This is a genomic window from Brotomerdimonas butyrica (genome assembly GCF_025567305.1).
Classification (GTDB): Bacteria; Bacillota; Clostridia; order Peptostreptococcales; family Anaerovoracaceae; genus Lentihominibacter; species Lentihominibacter butyricus.
Genome location: NZ_JAOQJP010000023.1, coordinates 1 through 19,579, shown reverse-complemented (window position 1 = coordinate 19,579; position 19,579 = coordinate 1). Strand labels below are relative to the sequence as shown.

The following is a 19,579-nucleotide window of genomic DNA, read 5'->3' as shown; positions in this document are numbered from 1 at the left end:
ATTTTAAACAAGATGCATAAAAAACCAATAAACCATAAGCGTGTAGAACGCATCATGCAGGAATGCTGCCTGTTTTCAAAGTCCTGTAAAAAATATATCTGTACAACAGATTCTGATCACGATGAAATGATCGCAGATAACCTGATCGACAGAGACTTTACAGCAGAAGAGCCTGATTCCAAGATGCTCAGTGATACGACAGTGATCACGACCAGACAGGGAAAGCTCTACGTGGCAGGCATCCTGGATCTTTATGGAGATATGCCTGTAGGTATCGCAATGAGTACCCGTAATGATAAAAAGCTTGTAATGGATGCATTTGATGATATGATCATGAGAGGATGTGGAAAGCCCGGTTGTATCATACATTCAGACCGGGGATCTACCTATTGTGCAAAAGAATACAGACAACTGATAAGCCGGCATGATTTTCTTTGCAGCATGAGCAGAAAAGGAGACTGCTGGGATAATGCTCCGATGGAAAGCTTCTGGGGTAAGATGAAATCGGAATGGCTTTCAGATGAGTATGATACGATCCAGCAGGCTAAGCGGGATGTATATGAATACGTGTGGCATTTCTATCCGAAAGAAAGGCCACACGAAACATTCGGATATTTAACCCCTGATGAATTCTACAGGCAGGGGAAAAACGAGGTTTGATACTCTACTTTTATGGGTACACTTCATACTTCGCTATTTGGCATTGCCAAACGGTATAAAACATAAAAGGTCCTTTCCCGAATAAGGGAAAAGACCTAATACTGCACGAAGCATAATCGAATAAAACAGCAACAAAAAAAGCACCGTCGAATCTGGACAGCAAAGAATACTTCTATTCTTCACTTATCCGGCTTCGTACGGTGCTTGGTAGTTTAGCAAATAAATTGCTTATCTCCGCTTACTCGATTAGAAATCGTTTCGATATTTACTTGTAATCTTATCTTCATCGCCTGCAATTCCTGCCATATCCGTTCCTGCGGATTCTGCGGAAGTAAGCAAGATTTAAAATGTGGACATTCTTGCATTTCTGACACTTCACACTCAAATGTCCGGTTGCGTCTGAAAAAACTCTTTGTATCCTGAACCCGCAAGTCGGGCAGAGAATATCACGCTCTTTCAGACTTTCTACTTCTACTCTTGACAGAAGCAATCTCTTTTGTATTTCAGGTGCTACCTGAGTCTGTAACCTCATTGTGAAACACCTCCCAGATTTAACTCATTGGAAATGTACTCAAGGATATTATGATACTCAAATAGTCCCATATCTCTCAATCTGATAACCAAGGCTGTATAAGATACTCCGATATAAGCTGCCATTCTACGGATAACTGCTTTATCCTTTGAAGTAATGGTATTATCGCCATAAACTTTTATCGGATTTGACTGATTATATTTCGCCAAGGCATTTTCAATAATTCTTCTCGGCATAAGAAGCGAAGCTCCCATTGTATCTGCCTGCCACTCAACAGACGCAAACATCTGAGCCAGTTCCTCTTTGGAATAACTACGCTCACTGTCATACTCTGCATGAAAGCGTCCTTCACTCGGCATTGCATACATCTTACTCAAGATATGATGTGACGCTTCGTGTGCCATTGTAAATCTGCGACGTCCCTGCTCCTTTTCAGCAAGAAGAAATTTATCAAGTACGATGGTATCTTTCGGGAAAACAAAGGGAATAATTTTTCCGTCCTGATGTATCAGCAGTGGTGTTGCTCCATCTGCCAGAAAACCAATCTTGCCTGCATCATCTTCTGCGAAAGAATCGTATTCAATTCGTAACATAAGAAATTCTGTAATGAAATGTTCTATGTCGATGGATTGAATCACTCGATTGCTAAACTTATTAGCATAAGCTGTTATCAAGCCTTCGCTGATTTCTTCCAACTCGGCTCTTGACATATAAATACTCAAGTTGTGTCCACCTCCGACTCCACCTTGTCCGGCGGTGCAACTCCTCCGGCAAAGTTCTGTTGTATTTCCGCACTATCCAAATTGATTAGATAGCGAATTCCTTCAAGTGTTCTCATTCGTCTGTCCTCTGTTATAGTTCTTTGATGATGTGACAAGCCACACCCTGAATGCAGCACTCATCTACAATGATGTCTTTCATCTTCTTATTTTCCGGGTGGAGAATGATTTTCTTATTCTCATCATCTCTGAAGTAGCGTTTCAATGTATTCTGATTATCCACAAGGGCAACTACTATATCGCCATCATTGGCTTCTACCTGCTTTTTAACAACCACAAGGTCGCCGTCATCAATCCCTGCTTCAATCATAGACTGACCGCTTGCTCTTAATATGAAGAAATCTCCTTTGCCGAAAATAGCAGTAGGAAGTGATACATATTCTTCAATATTTTCTTCCTCATACTGAGGACTGCCACAAGGAATAGAACCTACAATCGGTGTCTGTGTCTGTTCGCCACTGTACTTACGGGTCACATTGGTGCGAATCTCCTGCCCGTCGTACTCAATCATATTCTTCTCAGCCATCTCTACTAAGTATTTATATGCTGTACCTCTGGCAATGCCAACAGCTTCAGCAATTTTTGTAGTCGATGGGGATTGTCTGTTTTGCAGGTAATAATCCTCGATATACTTTTTTATCTCACTCATAAGTTCAGGACTCTTGCTTCTCATACCTGCACCTCACTTTCTTTTGTATCGGAAGCAGTTTGCTTTCGATAGTTTTATTATACCTGATACGAAAAATTTTTCAAGTAGGTTTTTCGTAAAAGAAAAGAGGTGTCGCAATTTGCTAACACCTCAAAATTCCTTTGCTTGCACTGAAATCATTAACTCCAATGGCTTACTATTTTTCTCTATTCTCATCTTTTCTTATACAATACAAGTTCCGGATTCTTACCGAGAAGTTTCTTCTTCATTTTCATTCCTCCAAAATAATTCTATCCGCTATTTTCTTCCTCCGACAAAAGCGCCGTATTACTACGACGCTTTTGTCTTGCTCGGAAGATGGAGCAAGGGAACGCTATTCAATTATCTGTTGTACTTTTTCTTCCTGCTTACAACCGTTGTACCAATGGCTGCGCTACCGCTGACAAGCAGCAGGGCAATCCACAGAACCATATTGCTTGTGTCTCCCGTCTGCGGGGATTTGATGGTATCGTCAGGTTTGGTAGGCTCAGTCGGCTCCGAAGGAACAACAGGTTTCTTGGCACTATAGCTGTTAGTGAAGCCGATTTCTTCAATCGGGTTGTTGTAGTCAAGTTCAGCGTTCTCATCATACTTGAGGAAAGACCAGCCCGCAACATTTGTGTAGGTATCGGCAAACATCGGTATTGCATAGAACTTTGTCTCGTCGTAAGTCCAGCCTTCTGCATTTCCCTTGACCTGACGGATAACGAAGCCCTCTGAGAGATTGCCTGCCTGATTTTCTTTGATCGTGAAGATAAATTTACCCTCGTAGGTCTTTTCGCCTTCGGTCTCAACGGTATCCTGAACCAGCACATATTCGGTGGTGGCACCGAATCTCTCGATGGCAAACTTGAAGGTCTCCTTACCAGGATCCATTTCCCCGGTCTTCTTCACAGTGAGCTTGAAAGGAACCTCAATTTTGATGTAGTCGGCATCTTTGTATTGCAGGGCGGCAATGGCATCTTCAATTGCCTTTGCCATTGCGTCAACTTCGCTCTGTTCAGTGATGTTCTTGTCACGGACAACAGCATTGACGGCAGCTTCCACAGCAGAGAAGTCTTTGTACTCGTCCTTGTTCAGGGCATTTGCTTTGGCAATAGCTTCGTCGACCTTAGTGTAGTCCGCAGGTAAATAAGTCATTGCAATCGTCTGCGTGTGCGTTGCCGTATCAGCCGTAATCGTTATATTGCCGCTGTACGCTTTGCAGTTATCAGCTGTTACCTCAACAGGGTAAGTTCCTGCTTCCAAACTGACAGGTCCAGTAACCTCCTGACCATTCACTTTAACAACAACATTGGTCAGACCGTCTGGCGTTACAACGAAAGAAACCGGATAGACAGCCTTTGTGATAAAATGAACGTTTTTATAAAGCGCAAAATACTGAGTACCGCTGGAAAGCAGGTCAATTTCTGTTCCTTCCGAGTCTACAGCTTTTGCATAGTTCAGGTGATAGCCATCGGCAATCACAGGCACACATTCATCGAAAATTGCAGGGATATTATTCTCATTCGTATTCTTTGCATCAATCTCTGCTTCTTCTACGGTGAAAGATCCGTTACCGCCCATGGGGTATTCACTGTAAGTGGTTACTTTGGCGCCGCCCTTGATCAGAATATCGCCTTTTGTCCATATTGCGCCGTCCGCAGTAGAGGTGCATTTTATCTCGCCGCCGTTAACCGTCAGATTGCCCTCGGTAAACAAAGCGGGATAATGGCTTGTTGCTTCCACCTTGGAGTTGATAATTTCAATTTTGCCCGCGCCGTTTTCATCGCCCATATACGCTGCATTAAAATTATCCTCCCTTGCGATCAAAACAACCTCGCTGTTGTTTTTGATCTCCAGCTCCTTGGCGCCTGCGGCAGTGTAATAGGAAGAAACTGCAACCTTTGCGCCATCCATAACAATTTTTCCTTTATTATAAGATGTAATTCCGCAGCCCTCGGCAGAAGTTATATCAAGCTCTGCACCTTCGGATATGCTGATGTTGCCATTAAGCGTATAGAGTGCATCCCATTTTACATTGATTGTAAGCTTACCGTCACCGATAATATTGTAATTATCACTGCTGCCGTCTGCAAAAATTCCGCCGCCGTTATCTAAAGTAATGCTGTTTGTGCCAGAAAGTTTGATCGTTAAATCGGTGTCTCCAACTACTCTGATACCGTACTTAGGACTTTCATCGCTTTTGCCGCCGTTTGTAATTGTGGCATTGTTAAGCGTAAGGGTCTTTGTATTCGGGTCGTAGCTTGCGGTTCCTTCTCCACAAGCGATAGAGAGCTTTTCGCTTGTGAACTGTTCGCCGTTTACATACAGATTGTAGTTTTCCGCAGCAAAGGCTATGGTCGGTAGCAATCCAGCTACCATTACAATGCTGAGTAGGATTGCAAATAGTTTTTTCTTCATAACAATTCCTCCATTTTTTAATTGTCCGCTATTTTCTTCCTCCGACAGCGGCAACGCCGTGGTTGCCGCCTTTCGGAAAGGGACTTGCTGCCAAGTCCACTTTCAATAAAATAGGCGGTGGCGGAATGATCCGTCACCGCCTATTGTGTTTAGGTTATTTCGATTTCGGAAGCGTCGGCTTATTCAGCCTCGGATTCCTTTCTTTTTTTGCCGTTCAGGCCCAGCACGGTCAGAACGCCGCCGCTGACAAAGAGAAGAACGATCCAAAACCCCAGCGTTCTTGTGTCGCCGGTCTGAGGAGATTTGACGGAGTCCTCCTTTGCGGGTTTATTGGCGTTGTTATCGCTGCTGTCTGTGCTGCCGGTGTTTTCGCCCGGATTGGCGCTGCCGTCATCGGGTAGCTTGTCGATGACCGTATTCTCGCTGCGCTTATAGCTGCAGACGGTACACTCCTCATGCTTCAGGCCGGTCTGGGTCGTGGTGGCCGCCTGGTCTACCTTCCACACGAAGGTGTGGGAGGCCAGTTCCGTTGCGCTGGCGCGCGGATCCGGGCAGGTGCTGTCGGTACACTGATGCCAATGGCTCGTCGCGTCCTGGTACCACGGGCTGCCGGCGTAGGTGTGGGTGTGGGGCCCCTCATATGCGCCCACGGTGATGGTCTGCCTGACCTTGATATCGCTATTGCCGCTACCATCGTCATACTGGATCGTCACATACTCCTGTCCCTTCGTGAGCTTGTCACCATGGAATATGCTGTAGTTGGTAATGGGTTCGCTGGTGCCATCTTTGTAAACCGCAGTGACCACCATGCCCGTCGGGTCAAACTTGTCGCCACCCTTGTACACGGTCTTGGTAGGCGGTGTTGTGATCTCAATGTGATCCACCTTCTTGACGACCTTCAGCACCTCAAGCTCGTGGAATACCCGCATATCGACGCCAGGTTGAGTCGATGGATTCTTCTCAAATTCGCTTGCCTTTTTCCCGTTTACGGTCACCTTATCCCCTGTAAGCCCGGTGTAGGTATACCCCGTTTTTGCGTTAACAAGGATTTCTACCCCATACTGGATATCTGCCTGAATCGTGGCATCAGGTGCCAGATTATCCCAGCCGCCGCTTGCATTACGCTGCTTGATGGTAACCTTATTGATAGTAACGCGCATCTGGTCTGTTGAAGCCTTGATGTCGTCCGCCTTTGCACCCAGCGCATATCCGGTCACCGTGATCGGCAGCTCGGTGATCTCCTTTGCTACCGCTATTTCGTAAGAGTTATGTACGGTAACCGACTTTATCTTGCCTGCATACACTTCCTGAGCGCTGCTTTCAATTTGGCTGCCGGGTTGATGGGACGCACTCTTCCAATCATATTTGTCTATCGTAGCATGACGGATTTGCTTTACGACATATGTTCCCGCCTCGACTGGCACATCCACTGTGTGCTCTGTCTCGCCCGACTTAATGGTAATGTCCACATATTTATAGTGGCCATAATTAGCGTATTTGCGGAGAATCTCAAAGCTAAATGTCTTGTCTCCTACATTGTCCCCTTCATACACCCCACTTATATCCACGGTAATCTTCAGCGTACCCGTTTCACCCTCCGCTGCAAGCGCCGTTGCGGGCGCCATGCACAGCACCATACAGAGCACCAGTACAATGCTGAGCCATTGCTTTTTCATGATTCCTTCCTCCTTAAAAAGTATATAGACTCTCGGAATCTCCAGCCCATTGAAAACACTGGGTTTGGAGGTTCCTTTTTTATCGAAATCACCCACTTTTTTTGCAAAAAGAGCTTTACAAACGGCTCGAAAAACGAGGCGCTTCGCGCCCTTGTTTACAGAAATGACTTTTGCGAACAGGGGGCGACTTCGATGTTACCGATTTATCCTGGCGGCCATGTGGCCTACCAGAATTTTGTGGTTGAGCAGTTGCGCAACCACTATGCCAACCCGGCAGAATTGCCGGATAGGCTATTGGACATTGCCGAGCGCTTTTGGGAGAAGAACCTGACGGGCATTGACACGCTCATGCAGGAGTGCTACTCCCGGTTTGGACCAAAACCAAGACCTCCGTCTTGTATACTGCGCTCAGTGCTGTTGTCCATCACCTTGTGATTTAAACGCTGTCGATCACCGAAGCAAAGTAGTTTTCGGACACCGAGCCGAAGAGAAAAGCGTCTATCAGACCCTCGCGCTTTGCCTGCCGTACCTTTTCGGTCAACTCTCCGTCTGTATCGTCATCCACAAAGAGAATGACCCGGCAGTTTTCCGGGTTCCGTTTTACCTTGTCACGGATTGCCATTCTTTCTTTGAACATCCAGGGCGAATACGCCTTGACCTCCATTAAAAGCACAACCCTAATTTTACAGTATCTATTGTACGGATTTTTTGGTGCTTGTCACTGGCACTTGTGCCAGTGACAGAAGGAAAAATTCGATTTTTTTCAAAATTTTTTGCCTTTTAGGTGCAAAAAACCCCTTGACCGTACAGCCAAGGGGTTCAATTCCTCTTATTCGTCTTTTAAGGTGGTTACCATGAGCTTGTTTTCAATGGCGGTTGCAACCAGCGATTCTCTGCTTTCAAAGCCGCCCTTTTCCACCATATCATCCAGGTTCCAGCGAACGCCGTTTTTGGAGATACCCAGCTTGTCAGCGATTTCCTGATAGGTGAAGCCCTTTATATACAGGCGCAGGATGTCTAACTGCCGAGGCGAGAAGGCATCGGACATCGTACCCTCCATTTCAATGGCCGGAGCGATATCGGGGAAGACCTTTTCCCCTGCCAGGGTGCGCTTTACCACGCTCATCAGTTCCTCCGTGCCGTGATCCTTATACCACAGGCTGTCGGCGGCGCCCATTTTGGCTCGTTCCAACACCTGCGGATCAACAAGCGAGGTAGCCACAACGATTTTGATTTGCGGAAAAGCCTTTTTGATGCGCTCTGCGGCGGCAAGACCGGAATGCTTGTGCTGCGTCTGCACATCCATAAGGACGAGCTTTACGGTGGCGTCGCAATGCTTTTCCGCTTCAAAGGCGTCACGGAAAACGCCGACAAGATAAAACTCGCCGTCTGTCGCAAGACGATCGACAAAGTGCTTTTGGATGTATAAATCATCCTCTACAAGTATGGTGTTTATCATAGGCTGATCTCCTTTGCGGGAATCGTAATCAGAAGAGCAAAGCGCGGATTGTGCGAAATATGCATTTCGCCGTCGGAGCTTTCAATACTGCGGCGAAGTGTTGACAGGCCGCTGCCTTCCTTTATCGGCTTTGTGGGTACTTTGCCGTTGTTGGTTATGGTAACATCATAGTGTTCGCCCCGCTGGGCAATGTGGATATATACCTCATTCCCGTCTGCGTGCTTGATGCAGTTGGTCACGCACTCCTTGGCGGCGGCAACAGTCAGCTCCTCGGCTGCGGTATCACGGGGCAGGTAGCCGTCGATTTTTACAGTCACGCCAAGCTGCCGGGCGGTTCTTTTTACCTCGTCCATTGTGCTGACAGAGGTGACACGGTTGCTTGCCAGCATACCGATGGCATTTTGCAAAGCCTCAAGTTTTCTCTCGGTATCCTCGCCGCTGTCTATGATGTCACGGATGGTCAGGAGGCTTCGCCCGATAGTATCGTGAATATAGACCTTTAGGTCAAGGCTTTCCTTCTCCTTGACATCGTCCTCCATGCGAGCGTACATCTTCCTGAGCTTTCGATTGACTTCTGCCAGTTCTTTATTTATTTCCTCTTGCTTTTGGTAGCCGTTATACAGCTCGGTTACATTGTGTGCCGTTATCTGTTGCCAGCGGTCATCGCCGTCCACGGTGATATTTTGTGTGCGAAACTGCCAGACGGTCTTGTCGGGCAGGATGTAGCAATCATCCTTGACGGTTACGGATCTGTCCGGCACGCTCAGGGCATTTTCCATATCGCTTTTGATTTGCAGCTCGTGGCCGCAAAGGGCAAAGGACAGCCTGCGCATACGGTTGTTGCACAGGATGATCCTGCCGTTCGGGTCGGCAAAGCAGATGCCCATAGGCAGCTTATCCGTTGCTTCCTTAATTGAGAACGGCGAGAGCTCGTTCTTTTTACGGCGGTATTCCCGCGGCAGAGCAATGGCAAAGTGAACTGCCGCAAGGAAAATGGCAGCGGCAAATATCAGCCACGGTGCGCCCAGCAGAAACGCGTCCCCGATATTATCGGGATCTGCCTGGGAAACGGAGAACAGCAGCGGGATCATCACCGCCATCACCGCCAGGCTCAGCAGGCTGCGCACCGGCTTATTGCTGCGAAGAAGCTGATACATAAACAGCCCGATTTCAAGGACGATCTCCACAAGCATGATAAACGGCAGCATGGTCTGCCAAAATTCAGAAAGGGAAGAAAATGCACTCATTTCCTGTCACCTTCTTTCGCTTCAAATACAAGGCGCTGGTATTCCTCGTCATCCTCTTTTTCACAGCGGATACCGTCTCCGCTTACCAAAGCGGAAAGGTCGGCTTTGCAGCACACATTCAGTGACAAACGCAAGCCGTTTGCCTTTATGAGGCTCACTTGTATGCCTGTTAAATTCAAAATATCGGCTTCAATAACCGATTCATAAAAATCAAATACAGCGGTCGCCGTTTTGCTGGAGAGCATGGAAAGAGACTCGTCCACATAGAGTGAGCTGCGGACGCCCAACAGCTTCAGCGTTTGAAGGGACTCATTGAAGGCACGGTGGAGTTCCGTTGCCGCTATTTTAATATCTCGGTCGGTAAGGAGCGTCAGATGCTTGCGGCGTTTAATATAGCTGCACAGCACGGCAATCTCGGCAAGGAGCGTTTTGGCCCTGTCGGGATCGGTGCTTGAGATTCGGCGGTATTCCTTAGTGAGCTCCGCAATGCGGTCGATCTGCGTCTGCGTAGCGGAACGCAGGAGATCATACAGGCGGTTTTGCTCCTCCACCTTGCGGCGCTTGGCTTCACGCTTGTATTCATAACGGAGTATTTCGTTCCTGTCGGCAAGCTCGTCTGCAAGAAGCTCGGAGTTCTCCTTGATGTCACGCAAAGCCGACACATCCTCCGTCCATACGGCATAGCCGCCGTCAATGGGCATGGTGTGAACGGTCAAGCCGCCCATCGTGACCGGGCTTTGCTCGGCTTTTTTCATCGTTTCCTTTTTGATAGGCGCAGTGTTTACAGCTGCATACCGAACGGTAAAGTCCTTGTCGGTGATCTCTGCCGATGTGCCGGCAGAGGAGGCAAACAAGTCCACATAACGGCTGTTTGAATGTATATATCCGCAGGCGATGCAAAACTCAAAGGTCAGAATATACATCACACTTTGGAATGCGGCAATATCGCCGAACAAGTGGAGCAGCCAATCCACGCCCGCATAGTAAAGTGCGCTGTAAACAATCGCCAGCAGCATAGGAACAATGGGCAGAAAGTGGAGCCTTCCTTTTTCGCGGCATTTGAAAAACATAATAACGAGTGCGGTAAGGGCACACAGTACCTGCCAGCCTACACTAATGAAGTAGCCTACCGAGTAGCCGTTGTTTTTGTCCGTCCACACGGCGGCGTCCTTAGGAAAGGTAAATACGAATTGGTGCAGGTCGTTTGTGAGCACGAGCAGAAGCAATACGCCGGAGATGATCCACAGAATCGACATTCCCTTGGGGAATTTGTATTCGTCCGGCTTCCCCAGCGACATGGCAATCAGCAGCGCCAGCATAGGCACAAACAGCATGGGCAGATAGAACAGATACCACAGGTAACGGACGGCGTCCGGCTGCCAGAATATAAAATACTTCGCCGAACGGACTACCATCCAGATGATAAGAAGCACCGCAGTGACCGTCATAAATCTGCATACCTGCTTTTGCACGATCCGCTGGCGGACAGAAAGCCCCCAGGCGGCAAACAGGCCGATATAGATAAAGCTGCGCAGATAGGAAAACAGCATCGGGTAGAAGCTGCCCCTGCCTATAATTCGGAAGCAATATGCCAGTATCACGGCAAGCACAGCGATGCCGCTTATTATGATAGTATTCTTTTTCTGTTCAGTCATAAACAGCTCCCATTTCGCCTTCATTCGTTTTTACTTACCCTTGGGTATACCTTCTCAAATTAGATTATAGTATAAATCCGTCTGTTTCTCAACTGCTTCTTACGAGGCTTTGCATGAATCGTCACAGCCGTGATTAAACGCTGACCGCCGACAAGCGGTCTTTTTTATTCCTTTTCATAGATTACCTTGAGTGCTGCGTAAAGATTTCTGCCCTCGTCCTCCGTAAGCGTGATGCCCTTGCCGCATCGTTCGTGGTTCGGATGCCACTCTCGAATGACCAGCTTGGCGGTATTTCCGTTCCACGAAATGAAGTTGGCTTCCTTGGTGTAGCCCTTGCCGTTCTCTCCGAGGACGGCGAGGGGCTTGGTGATCGTGCTTGTAATGTCTTTCATTTTCATACCTCCGTAATTCAAGTATTGAAGAAGTTAAAAAGTCGGGATAGTAATGGAAGGGATTATCTTTCCCAGTCATTCCTGCCCTCTCCGGTTCCGTCTGTTCCTGCGCCTTAGCATTCTCCATATGCTTTCCCTTATCAAACTGCACATTCATAGCCAGATTTCATTCATCACATCTGTTAATTTCGTTGCAAGCGTGATACCCAGACTGTCCGTATCCTGCCACCCCAGACAAGTGGTTAAATCTCCCTGTGGGTCTGCATCAACAAGTAATACTTTCTTTCCCTGCATTGCAAGACCGATTCCGAGATTGACCGAAGTGGTGGTCTTTCCTACTCCGCCTTTCTGATTGCAGATGGCAATCGTTTTGCAGTTTGACACTTCTTGCGTCCTCCTTTCCTGAATATTCATAGCCATTGTAGAATGACTATGTACCTGACCGTTTCATTTCCTAAACGGTCGTGGCAACATTTGTTCTCAACACCCCTTGCCTAGCGTATCGCTCATGGGAAGCCACTAAGGAACAGACTGCTGATCTGTATCATAGGATTCTAACCTCTGCCGGGTACTCCGCCAGCTCCTTAGAGAAGTATCATTATCTTTCTGACTGTCATCGCCATGTCAGGAGCAACCTGACACTCATACCGGGAGTTCTCGCTGTTCTGCATCCACAAAAGTTATGGCGTACCCGATAAGGTGGCTATCATCAGAATTAACGTCTTAGTGACCTGTATATTCAGTTTTAAATTTCAAAGGAAGGCGTTCCATTTTTGTTGATTGGAATTACTCCCTTTACTTATTTGGAATTGCTCAGGCTTTTGACACCCTATTTTTTATAAATTTTTTTAATTATTTTTTTGAAAGAGATTTTAGAACAATAGATAAGTAGAAAAAGCTTCAAATCTTGTGTATAATTAAGAAATAAAGATAGAGACAAATCGAAATTTGTGGAGGATAACTATTGTGGATAAAGCAGTTATTTATATACATGGAAAAGGTGGTAATGCTGAAGAAGCTATTCATTACAAACCGCTCTTTAGTAATTGTGATGTGATTGGTCTCGACTATACTGCACAGTTTCCATGGGAAGCAAAAGAAGAATTTCCATTACTTTTTAATTCAATTTATAGAAACTACAAGACTGTTGAAGTAATTGCCAATAGCATTGGAGCGTATTTTGCTATCAATGCCTTATCAAATCAGCAAATAGAGAAAGCATATTTTATTTCGCCCGTTGTAGATATGGAAAGGCTTATTGCTGATATGATGATTTGGGCAAATGTTACAGAGGATGAACTCAAAGAGAAAAAAGAAATTCAGACAACCTTTGGAGAGACTCTTTCATGGGATTATCTTTGCTATGCAAGAGAAAATCCTATTATATGGGAAATCCCAACGCACATTTTGTATGGTGAAAAAGATAATCTTACCGCTTATGGAACGATATTTGAATTTGTACAGAGGACTAATTCAACACTTTCTATTATGAAAAATGGAGAGCATTGGTTTCATACGGATGAACAAATGAAATTTCTTGATGAATGGATAATAAAATCTTCCAAATAAATTCAAGTTTACAGAACTGAATCAAAAGAGCTCGAAGGAGCTCTTTTTCCTTTTTTATAATAGTATCATTATGGTATAATAGTGACATTAAAATCGGAAGTTGGAGGATACACGCATGAAAATTGTAATCATTAATGGAAGTGCCAGAAAAGGAAATACGCTGGCAGCAATCAATGCATTTATAAAAGGAGCGTCAGAAAAGAATAAAATTGAAATCATTGAACCCGACAAACTCAACATTGCACCATGCAAGGGATGTGGTGTCTGTCAATGCTCTAAGGGATGCGTCGATAAGGATGATACAAATTCTACCATTGATAAAATTGCTGCCGCAGATATGATTCTTTTCGCTACACCAGTTTATTGGTGGGGAATGTCAGCACAATTGAAACTTATCATTGATAAGTGCTACTGCCGTGGATTGCAGTTAAAAAACAAAAAAGTTGGCACAATTGTTGTAGGTGGTTCTCCCGTAGGCAGCATCCAGTATGAGCTGATTGATAAGCAGTTTGACTGTATGGCAAAATATCTTTCATGGGATATGCTTTTCAAAAAATCATATTACGCAACAGCCAGAGATGAACTTGAAAAAAATAAGGATTCCATGAACGAACTTGAGTGGATTGGAAAAAATTTATAAAGCACACACCAAATTCCAGTTTGTATGGATAATATTCCCATTAAAAAGACCGCTTGCACTTCGGTGTAGGCGGTCCTCTTATATTCTAGGCAATATGTCGTTAGATGAAAAAATTACGCTTCTTCTTAGCTGATACTACTTTACAGAGAACATCATCCACTGCGTCAGTATATCTGCCTTGTTCGATAAGTTCATTTTTCAGTCGAATAAGTGACTGAATGACTCTGCTCTGTTCATCGGCTGTTAGGTAAACATGGTATTTCTGTTCTCTCATAACATCAACCTCACACTTTCTTATTTTGGTTTTAATGATATATTAAAATAGAAAACATCTCAAACATGCAAAAAGGCTTCCACCCCAACGGGTAAAAGCCTTAATATAAAAATATTATTTTATCTGCAAACCGTTCGACACTATTTCATCTGTTGCAAATTTCTTTTTCAATGAAGGTGTTGCAAAAGTGTTGCAAAAGGCAACATCTTCTAAATGCATAGCCTGCAAACCCGCATAATTCCTGGGTTTTCTGACACCTCCAAACTAAGCGTCCCTATTCAAACTCGATCGTTCCGACCGGCTTTGGTGTCAGGTCGTAAAGAACGCGGTTCACGCCTTCCACTTCGTGAGTGATTCGCTCCGTGATATGCTCAAGCAGTTCGAACGGCACGTTTTCAACTGTCGCAGTCATCGCATCGACAGTATTTACCGCACGCAGTATCACAGGATATGCGAATGTTCTCGCTCCGTCCTTCACGCCCACCGACTTGAAATCAGGAACTGCTGTAAAGTACTGCCATACCTTGCCTTCGAGACCGTTCTTCGCAAACTCCTCTCTCAGGATAGCATCCGATTCACGGACCGCTTCAAGTCTGTCGCGAGTTATCGCGCCGAGGCATCTCACACCGAGACCAGGTCCCGGGAACGGCTGACGGAACACCATGTTGTCAGGAAGTCCGAGAGCTTTTCCAACGACACGCACCTCATCCTTGAACAGCAGCTTCACCGGCTCAACCAGCTCGAACTGCATATCCTCAGGCAGGCCTCCCACATTGTGATGAGCCTTTACACCGTCACTTTCCAGGATATCAGGATAGATCGTACCCTGAGCCAGGAACTCTATGCCCTCGAGCTTGCGCGCCTCTTCCTCGAACACACGAATAAACTCAGCACCTATGATCTTGCGCTTCTTCTCCGGCTCTGCCACTCCTGCGAGCTTGTCGAGAAACCTGTCGACAGCATCGACATAGATCAGGTTCGCATTCATCTGATTCCTGAACACCTCTACCACCTGCTCAGGCTCGCCCTTTCTGAGAAGTCCGTGATTCACATGCACGCATACGAGCTGCTGCCCTATCGCTTTTATCAGAAGCGCTGCGACTACTGAAGAGTCGACGCCTCCCGAAAGAGCCAGCAGTACTTTTTTATCGCCCACCTGCTCCTTTACCAGCTTTACCTGCTCCTCTATGAAAGCCTCAGCAAGTGCCGGCGTAGTGATACGTTCCATTGATTCAGGACGCTTGTTGTTATCCATATTTTCCTCCGTTCAAAATCTGCAGCTGTCATGCGATCCCGCATGGCAGCACGATATTACTGTTTTGTTTCATCGATCATTATTATGTTCGTCGTCATTCTGACAGAAATATTATACCGTTGCATCCGCTTCAGAGCAAGCCGTTTCTGTCCGGCGTTTCTCACGCACTGCAGCTGCCATGCGTTCCAGCCCTTCAGCCACCAGTGCCCGCGGCATTGCCAGATTTACACGTACAAAGCCTGCAGCATTGCTGACAAAAAGACGGTTGCCGCTTTCCACGAGAAGCCCCGCAGACTTTGCAAAGAACTTCGAAAGCTCTGATGTATCGATCCCGCAGCCGTTCATATCCACCCACAGCAGGTACGTCGCCTGCGACGCCTCACATACCGCCCCGGGGATGTTTTCTCTTATGTACTCCACCGCGAACTCGAAATTTGCATCAAGATAATCCTGCAGCTGATCGAGCCACTCACCGCCCTTTTCATACGCAGCCTGATATGCAGCCAGCGACAGCGGATTCACCGACTCGCCCAGCTTGTTTGCTCTAACGAACTTCCTCCTCAGCCCGGCATCCCGGATGATTATATTCGAAAACAGCATGCCTGCCAGATTGAACGTCTTGCTCGCCGCCATGCACGTGACCAGCCTGCTGTAGTCCGGCATTATCTTCCCCATCGGGATGTGCTGCTGTCCCTTTCGCGTCAGGTCGCAGTGTATCTCATCCGATATCACCCACAGCCCGTTTTTTTTGATGATACCGGCCACCTCGCGCGCTTCGCTTTCCGTCCACACCCTGCCCGTCGGATTGTGCGGATTGCACCATATCACCAGCTTTACCGCCGGATCCGCGGCCTTTGCAGCAAAATCGTCAAGATCCACGCGGAAATGCCCGCCATCGTTTATCAGATCCGAGCACACGAACTGCCTGCCGCTGTACCTGCACGCATGCTTGAAAAAACCATACGACGGTGTCATGAACAGCACCTTTTCATCAGGCTCTGTCAGCAGCTCCACCAGCTCGTAAAGCGCAGGGATCACACCCGGCGAAAAAACCAGCTCTTCTCTTGGAAAATCCCAGCCGTAGCGTTTCCTGCACCAGCCCGAGAACGCATCGTAATACCCGCTGTCGAACACGCTCGTATATCCGAAGATCCGTTTGTCTATCCTCTCCTGCAAAGCCTCACAGATCTCGGGTGCTACCGCGAACTCCATGTCGGCCACCCACATCCTGATGAGCTCGTCATCCGGCACCGGAAGCTCTATGTCAGGCTCGTCCGAAAACATGTAGGAACGAAATCCCTCGACATTTTCGGAATTCGTATTTTTCCTGTCTATTATTTCATCAAAATCATATCTCATTCGATCATCTCCCTGTCACAAGTCTGCCGTATGATTATAACATTCATAGAACACAATTCATAGGGCACAGTTTCCACAGCCCGCAGCAGACACGTAACGTTCGCATAACATAAATTTAACAATACTGAGGTGCACCCATAAAAGTAGAGTATCAAACCGCTTCAAAGACCCCGCTGCAGAAACAGCTGATACACAGACACCCGATGCGGACGGCACCGCAGGATCGGACTCATGCAGTTTTTCTTCTCGTGGGAGAAGGATCGTTATATCATGTAAAGTCTGCAGGTGCCTCACGGCGTTGCTCTCATGAGCAATGCCGGGCGTTTTGCTCACTGTATTTTCACGTTTATATAACACCTCTGCCTGTTATTTCTGTTCAAAAATTTCTGATACTCATCGCGTTGCATATATGTTACAATATAGATAGTATAATTATAATCAACAGGAAGGCGAATCATGATTTATTTAGATTATGCAGCTACATCCGGCAAGAAACCAGAGCCGGTCTATGCTGCTGTTAACGACGCACTTATGAATGCTTCCGGAAATCCGGGCCGTTCCGGCCACAAGCTGTCTCTTACAGCAGGCGGTATCGTAGCAGAGACAAGACTTCTGTGCAGCCGCTTTTTCCATGCGGAAAACCCGGAATCCATCATATTCTGCTTCAATGCGACCGATGCACTGAACCTGGCGATACATGGTTCAGTGGAGCCGGGAGATCATGTCATCACATCTTCTCTCGAACACAATTCAGTCGCAAGACCGCTCGAGCATCTCAAGGATGCAGGCGTTGAAGTGACAAAGGTACAAGCTGACATAGAGACCGGTGTCAATCCGGAGAATATCGCATCATCTATAAAAGAGAATACTCGTCTCGTAGTCATCAATCACATGTCAAATGTTACGGGCACGATAAACGATATCAAAGCGATAGGTGCGATCTGTCGTGAAAAGGGAGTTCCTTTCCTCGTAGATGCATCGCAGTCTGCAGGAGCTATGAAAATCGACGTCCAGAAAATGAACATAGATATGCTTGCTTTTCCGGGGCACAAATGTCTGTACGGGCCGCAGGGCACCGGCGGACTTTACATAAAACCCGGTCTGGATATCAGACCTCTCAAAGAGGGCGGCACGGGAAGCAAATCAGAGATGCTCCATCAGCCTGAAGACAGACCTGACAAATATGAAAGCGGCACGCTCAACGTCCCTGGCATCGCAGGTCTTGGCGAAGGAATAAGATTCATCATGAAAGAAGGCATCGAAAAGATAAACGCACGCGACAGAGAGCTTACGGATATGCTGATCGCAGGACTTTCCGAGCTTCCTGGAGTCCACATACACAGCCCGCTCGAGCATGACCGCGGACCGGTAGTTTCCATAACGATAGACGGATACGAACCTCAGGATATCTCCATATATCTCGATCAGGTATTCGATATCGCCACACGAAGCGGTCTTCACTGCTCCCCTTATGCGCACGAGTCTATCGGCACGCTGCATTCAGGCGGCACCGTCCGCATAAGTCCGGGATATTTCACGACCGAAGACGAGATAAACGCCTGCATAGAGAGCATCGGTATAATAAGCAGAGGTGAATTGTAATATGGAAAAAAGCACTGTATCACGTTATGTACGACAGGAGATCTTCGCGGGAATAGGTCCTGACGGCCAGGAAAAAATAAAGAAAGGCCGCGTTGCCATCATCGAAATGAGCTCCATAGGCGGCGCAGTCGCAAACAGCCTGGTAAGAGCCGGTGTCGGATATGTGCGTCTCATCGACGGAGACTATATCGAACTCGCCGAGCTGCAGAGGCAGACCATCTTTACTGAAAAAGATGCAAAGGAAGAAACTCCTAAAGTCGTTGCCGCATATGAATATCTGAAGACAGTGAATTCCGAAGTCGAGATAAACCCTGTCATCTCGGATGTCAACAGCGGTACGATAGATAATCTGATCGAAGACGTGGATCTAGTCATCGATGCGACAGACAGCATGGAAGTGCGCCTGCTGCTCAATGAAGCATGCTATCATCTGAAGAAGCCGTGGATATACGGCGGCACACTGGCCTCATCAGGAATGACGATGAATGTCCTGCCTGGTGAAGACAGACCGTGTCTCAAATGCTTCCTCGGAGAAGAACAGTATGCGCCCGGCGAACAGCCGACATGCGCTACAGTAGGCATACTCAACCCCGCTGCCAGCATAGTCGCTGCGCTGCAGTCCGCTGAAGCGCTCAAGATACTCAGCGGCTCGGATGCAGTCAGAGAAGAACTCGTTACATTCGATGTCTGGGAGAATTATTTCGACTATGTTCCCGTAGAAAAGGATGTGGAATGCCCTGTCTGCGGTAAAAAGGACTATGCGTTCTACGGCAAGATCACAGGCTCTCAGACTGCTGCGATGTGCGGCAAGGATTCCGTCCAGGTCATCCCTACGAAGGAAGGCGAGATCAGCTTTGAAAAATATGCCGAAAAGCTCAAATCGCAGGGTACTGTGAAATACACTAAGTACACTCTGGATTTCAGCGACGGCAATATCGAGATCAAACTTTTCAAAAACGGCAGAGCTATAATCAAGCATGTAAGCGACGAAAAAAAAGCAAAAGCTGTTTATGCTGAATATATAGGATTATAATGCAAAGGAGGTGCTGCAATGAAGATCATACTCAACCAGAAAGAGACCGAAGTCGACGAAGGTACAAGCGTTTCTGACCTGATGAAAGCTCAGACCATGAGCCGTGCAATGGTAAAAATAAACGACGTGAGGATACGACCTGCAGACTACGAAGCTACCGTAGTGCAGGAAGGCGACAAGGTGACGCTGCGCCGTGTAGTTGCAGGCGGCTGATCTCATACTGCATGATCAGCAAAGTTACCGCAAACTAATATTGTGATCATAATAGGGTAGAGTGAGTATACTCACCCTCCCATTGCACCGTACGTACGGTTCTCGTATACGGCGCTACATCAATATAGAATCAAATATTGCTC

17 protein-coding genes and 2 pseudogenes are annotated in these 19,579 nt (G+C 46.9%); 7 read left to right on the top strand and 12 right to left on the bottom strand.

Features of this window, described 5'->3' with window-relative positions; genetic code table 11:
- Positions 1-660, top strand: a 660-nt coding sequence (locus tag OCV59_RS11825) for an IS3 family transposase (protein ID WP_147594642.1), incomplete at its 5' end; no start/stop codon positions are given.
- Positions 661-1,188: 528 nt separating this feature from the next.
- Here the strand turns inward: OCV59_RS11825 and OCV59_RS11820 are convergent.
- From OCV59_RS11820 to OCV59_RS11805, 4 genes are all read right to left on the bottom strand, one after another.
- Positions 1,189-1,914: an ImmA/IrrE family metallo-endopeptidase gene (locus OCV59_RS11820; RefSeq protein ID WP_147594640.1), complete on the bottom strand. Its 726-nt coding sequence runs from the start codon at positions 1,912-1,914 to the stop codon at positions 1,189-1,191.
- Between the two features lie 130 nt (positions 1,915-2,044).
- A complete protein-coding gene (gene lexA, locus OCV59_RS11815; protein ID WP_230324266.1) occupies positions 2,045-2,620 on the bottom strand; it encodes a transcriptional repressor LexA in 576 nt (191 codons plus the stop codon).
- Positions 2,621-3,001: 381 nt separating this feature from the next.
- Positions 3,002-5,062: a carbohydrate-binding domain-containing protein gene (locus OCV59_RS11810; RefSeq protein WP_262584414.1), complete on the bottom strand. Its 2,061-nt coding sequence runs from the start codon at positions 5,060-5,062 to the stop codon at positions 3,002-3,004.
- 179 nt (positions 5,063-5,241) lie between these two features.
- Positions 5,242-6,738, bottom strand: coding sequence for a bacterial Ig-like domain-containing protein (locus OCV59_RS11805; RefSeq protein ID WP_147594639.1), 1,497 nt, complete (start codon positions 6,736-6,738; stop codon positions 5,242-5,244).
- Between the two features lie 192 nt (positions 6,739-6,930).
- Here OCV59_RS11805 and OCV59_RS11800 point away from each other — a divergent pair, with 192 nt between their 5' ends.
- Positions 6,931-7,173, top strand: coding sequence for a hypothetical protein (locus OCV59_RS11800; protein WP_147594638.1), 243 nt, complete (start codon positions 6,931-6,933; stop codon positions 7,171-7,173).
- A 1-nt stretch (position 7,174) separates the two neighbouring features.
- Here OCV59_RS11800 and OCV59_RS11795 read toward each other — a convergent pair whose 3' ends face one another.
- The 6 genes and pseudogenes from OCV59_RS11795 to OCV59_RS11770 form a co-directional block, all read right to left on the bottom strand.
- Entirely contained in the window at positions 7,175-7,375 is a 201-nt protein-coding gene (locus OCV59_RS11795; RefSeq protein WP_147594637.1) for a hypothetical protein, read from the bottom strand.
- A gap of 192 nt (positions 7,376-7,567) precedes the next feature.
- Positions 7,568-8,197, bottom strand: a complete 630-nt coding sequence (locus OCV59_RS11790; RefSeq protein ID WP_147594636.1) for a response regulator transcription factor — start codon at positions 8,195-8,197, stop codon at positions 7,568-7,570.
- A complete protein-coding gene (locus tag OCV59_RS11785; RefSeq protein ID WP_147594635.1) occupies positions 8,194-9,444 on the bottom strand; it encodes a PAS domain-containing sensor histidine kinase in 1,251 nt (416 codons plus the stop codon). Before OCV59_RS11785 ends, OCV59_RS11790 begins: the two co-directional genes overlap by 4 nt.
- Complete coding sequence (locus tag OCV59_RS11780; protein ID WP_147594634.1) at positions 9,441-11,099, bottom strand: histidine kinase N-terminal 7TM domain-containing protein; 1,659 nt, start codon at positions 11,097-11,099, stop codon at positions 9,441-9,443. The genes OCV59_RS11785 and OCV59_RS11780 overlap by 4 nt, the downstream gene beginning before the upstream one ends.
- Before the next feature lie 164 nt (positions 11,100-11,263).
- Positions 11,264-11,491 carry a YdbC family protein gene (locus OCV59_RS11775; RefSeq protein ID WP_147594633.1) on the bottom strand — a complete coding sequence of 76 codons (228 nt, stop codon included), beginning with the start codon at positions 11,489-11,491 and terminating at the stop codon, positions 11,264-11,266.
- Between the two features lie 165 nt (positions 11,492-11,656).
- Positions 11,657-11,875, bottom strand: a pseudogene (locus OCV59_RS11770) (ParA family protein); the annotation flags it as partial.
- A gap of 582 nt (positions 11,876-12,457) precedes the next feature.
- On the opposite strand from OCV59_RS11770, the gene OCV59_RS11765 reads away from it, so the two are divergent.
- Positions 12,458-13,060: an alpha/beta hydrolase gene (locus OCV59_RS11765; RefSeq protein ID WP_005337276.1), complete on the top strand. Its 603-nt coding sequence runs from the start codon at positions 12,458-12,460 to the stop codon at positions 13,058-13,060.
- Positions 13,061-13,175: 115 nt separating this feature from the next.
- Complete coding sequence (locus tag OCV59_RS11760; protein WP_055176454.1) at positions 13,176-13,700, top strand: flavodoxin family protein; 525 nt, start codon at positions 13,176-13,178, stop codon at positions 13,698-13,700.
- A gap of 548 nt (positions 13,701-14,248) precedes the next feature.
- Here the strand turns inward: OCV59_RS11760 and guaA are convergent.
- Both guaA and OCV59_RS11750 read right to left on the bottom strand, forming a co-directional pair.
- Positions 14,249-15,169, bottom strand: a pseudogene (gene guaA / locus OCV59_RS11755) (glutamine-hydrolyzing GMP synthase); the annotation flags it as partial.
- A 171-nt stretch (positions 15,170-15,340) separates the two neighbouring features.
- Complete coding sequence (locus tag OCV59_RS11750) at positions 15,341-16,588, bottom strand: MalY/PatB family protein (protein WP_147594630.1); 1,248 nt, start codon at positions 16,586-16,588, stop codon at positions 15,341-15,343.
- Between the two features lie 456 nt (positions 16,589-17,044).
- Between OCV59_RS11750 and OCV59_RS11745 the strand changes: the two genes are divergently transcribed.
- From OCV59_RS11745 to thiS, 3 genes are read left to right on the top strand one after another with little or no spacing between them, the layout of a single operon-like run.
- The gene (locus OCV59_RS11745) at positions 17,045-18,190 is read left to right on the top strand and encodes an aminotransferase class V-fold PLP-dependent enzyme (protein ID WP_147594629.1); all 1,146 of its coding nucleotides are present in this window, start codon (positions 17,045-17,047) and stop codon (positions 18,188-18,190) included.
- A gap of 1 nt (position 18,191) precedes the next feature.
- Entirely contained in the window at positions 18,192-19,223 is a 1,032-nt protein-coding gene (locus tag OCV59_RS11740) for a ThiF family adenylyltransferase (RefSeq protein ID WP_147594628.1), read from the top strand.
- Positions 19,224-19,241: 18 nt separating this feature from the next.
- Positions 19,242-19,436, top strand: coding sequence for a sulfur carrier protein ThiS (thiS, locus tag OCV59_RS11735; RefSeq protein ID WP_147594627.1), 195 nt, complete (start codon positions 19,242-19,244; stop codon positions 19,434-19,436).
- Positions 19,437-19,579: the final 143 nt, after the last annotated feature.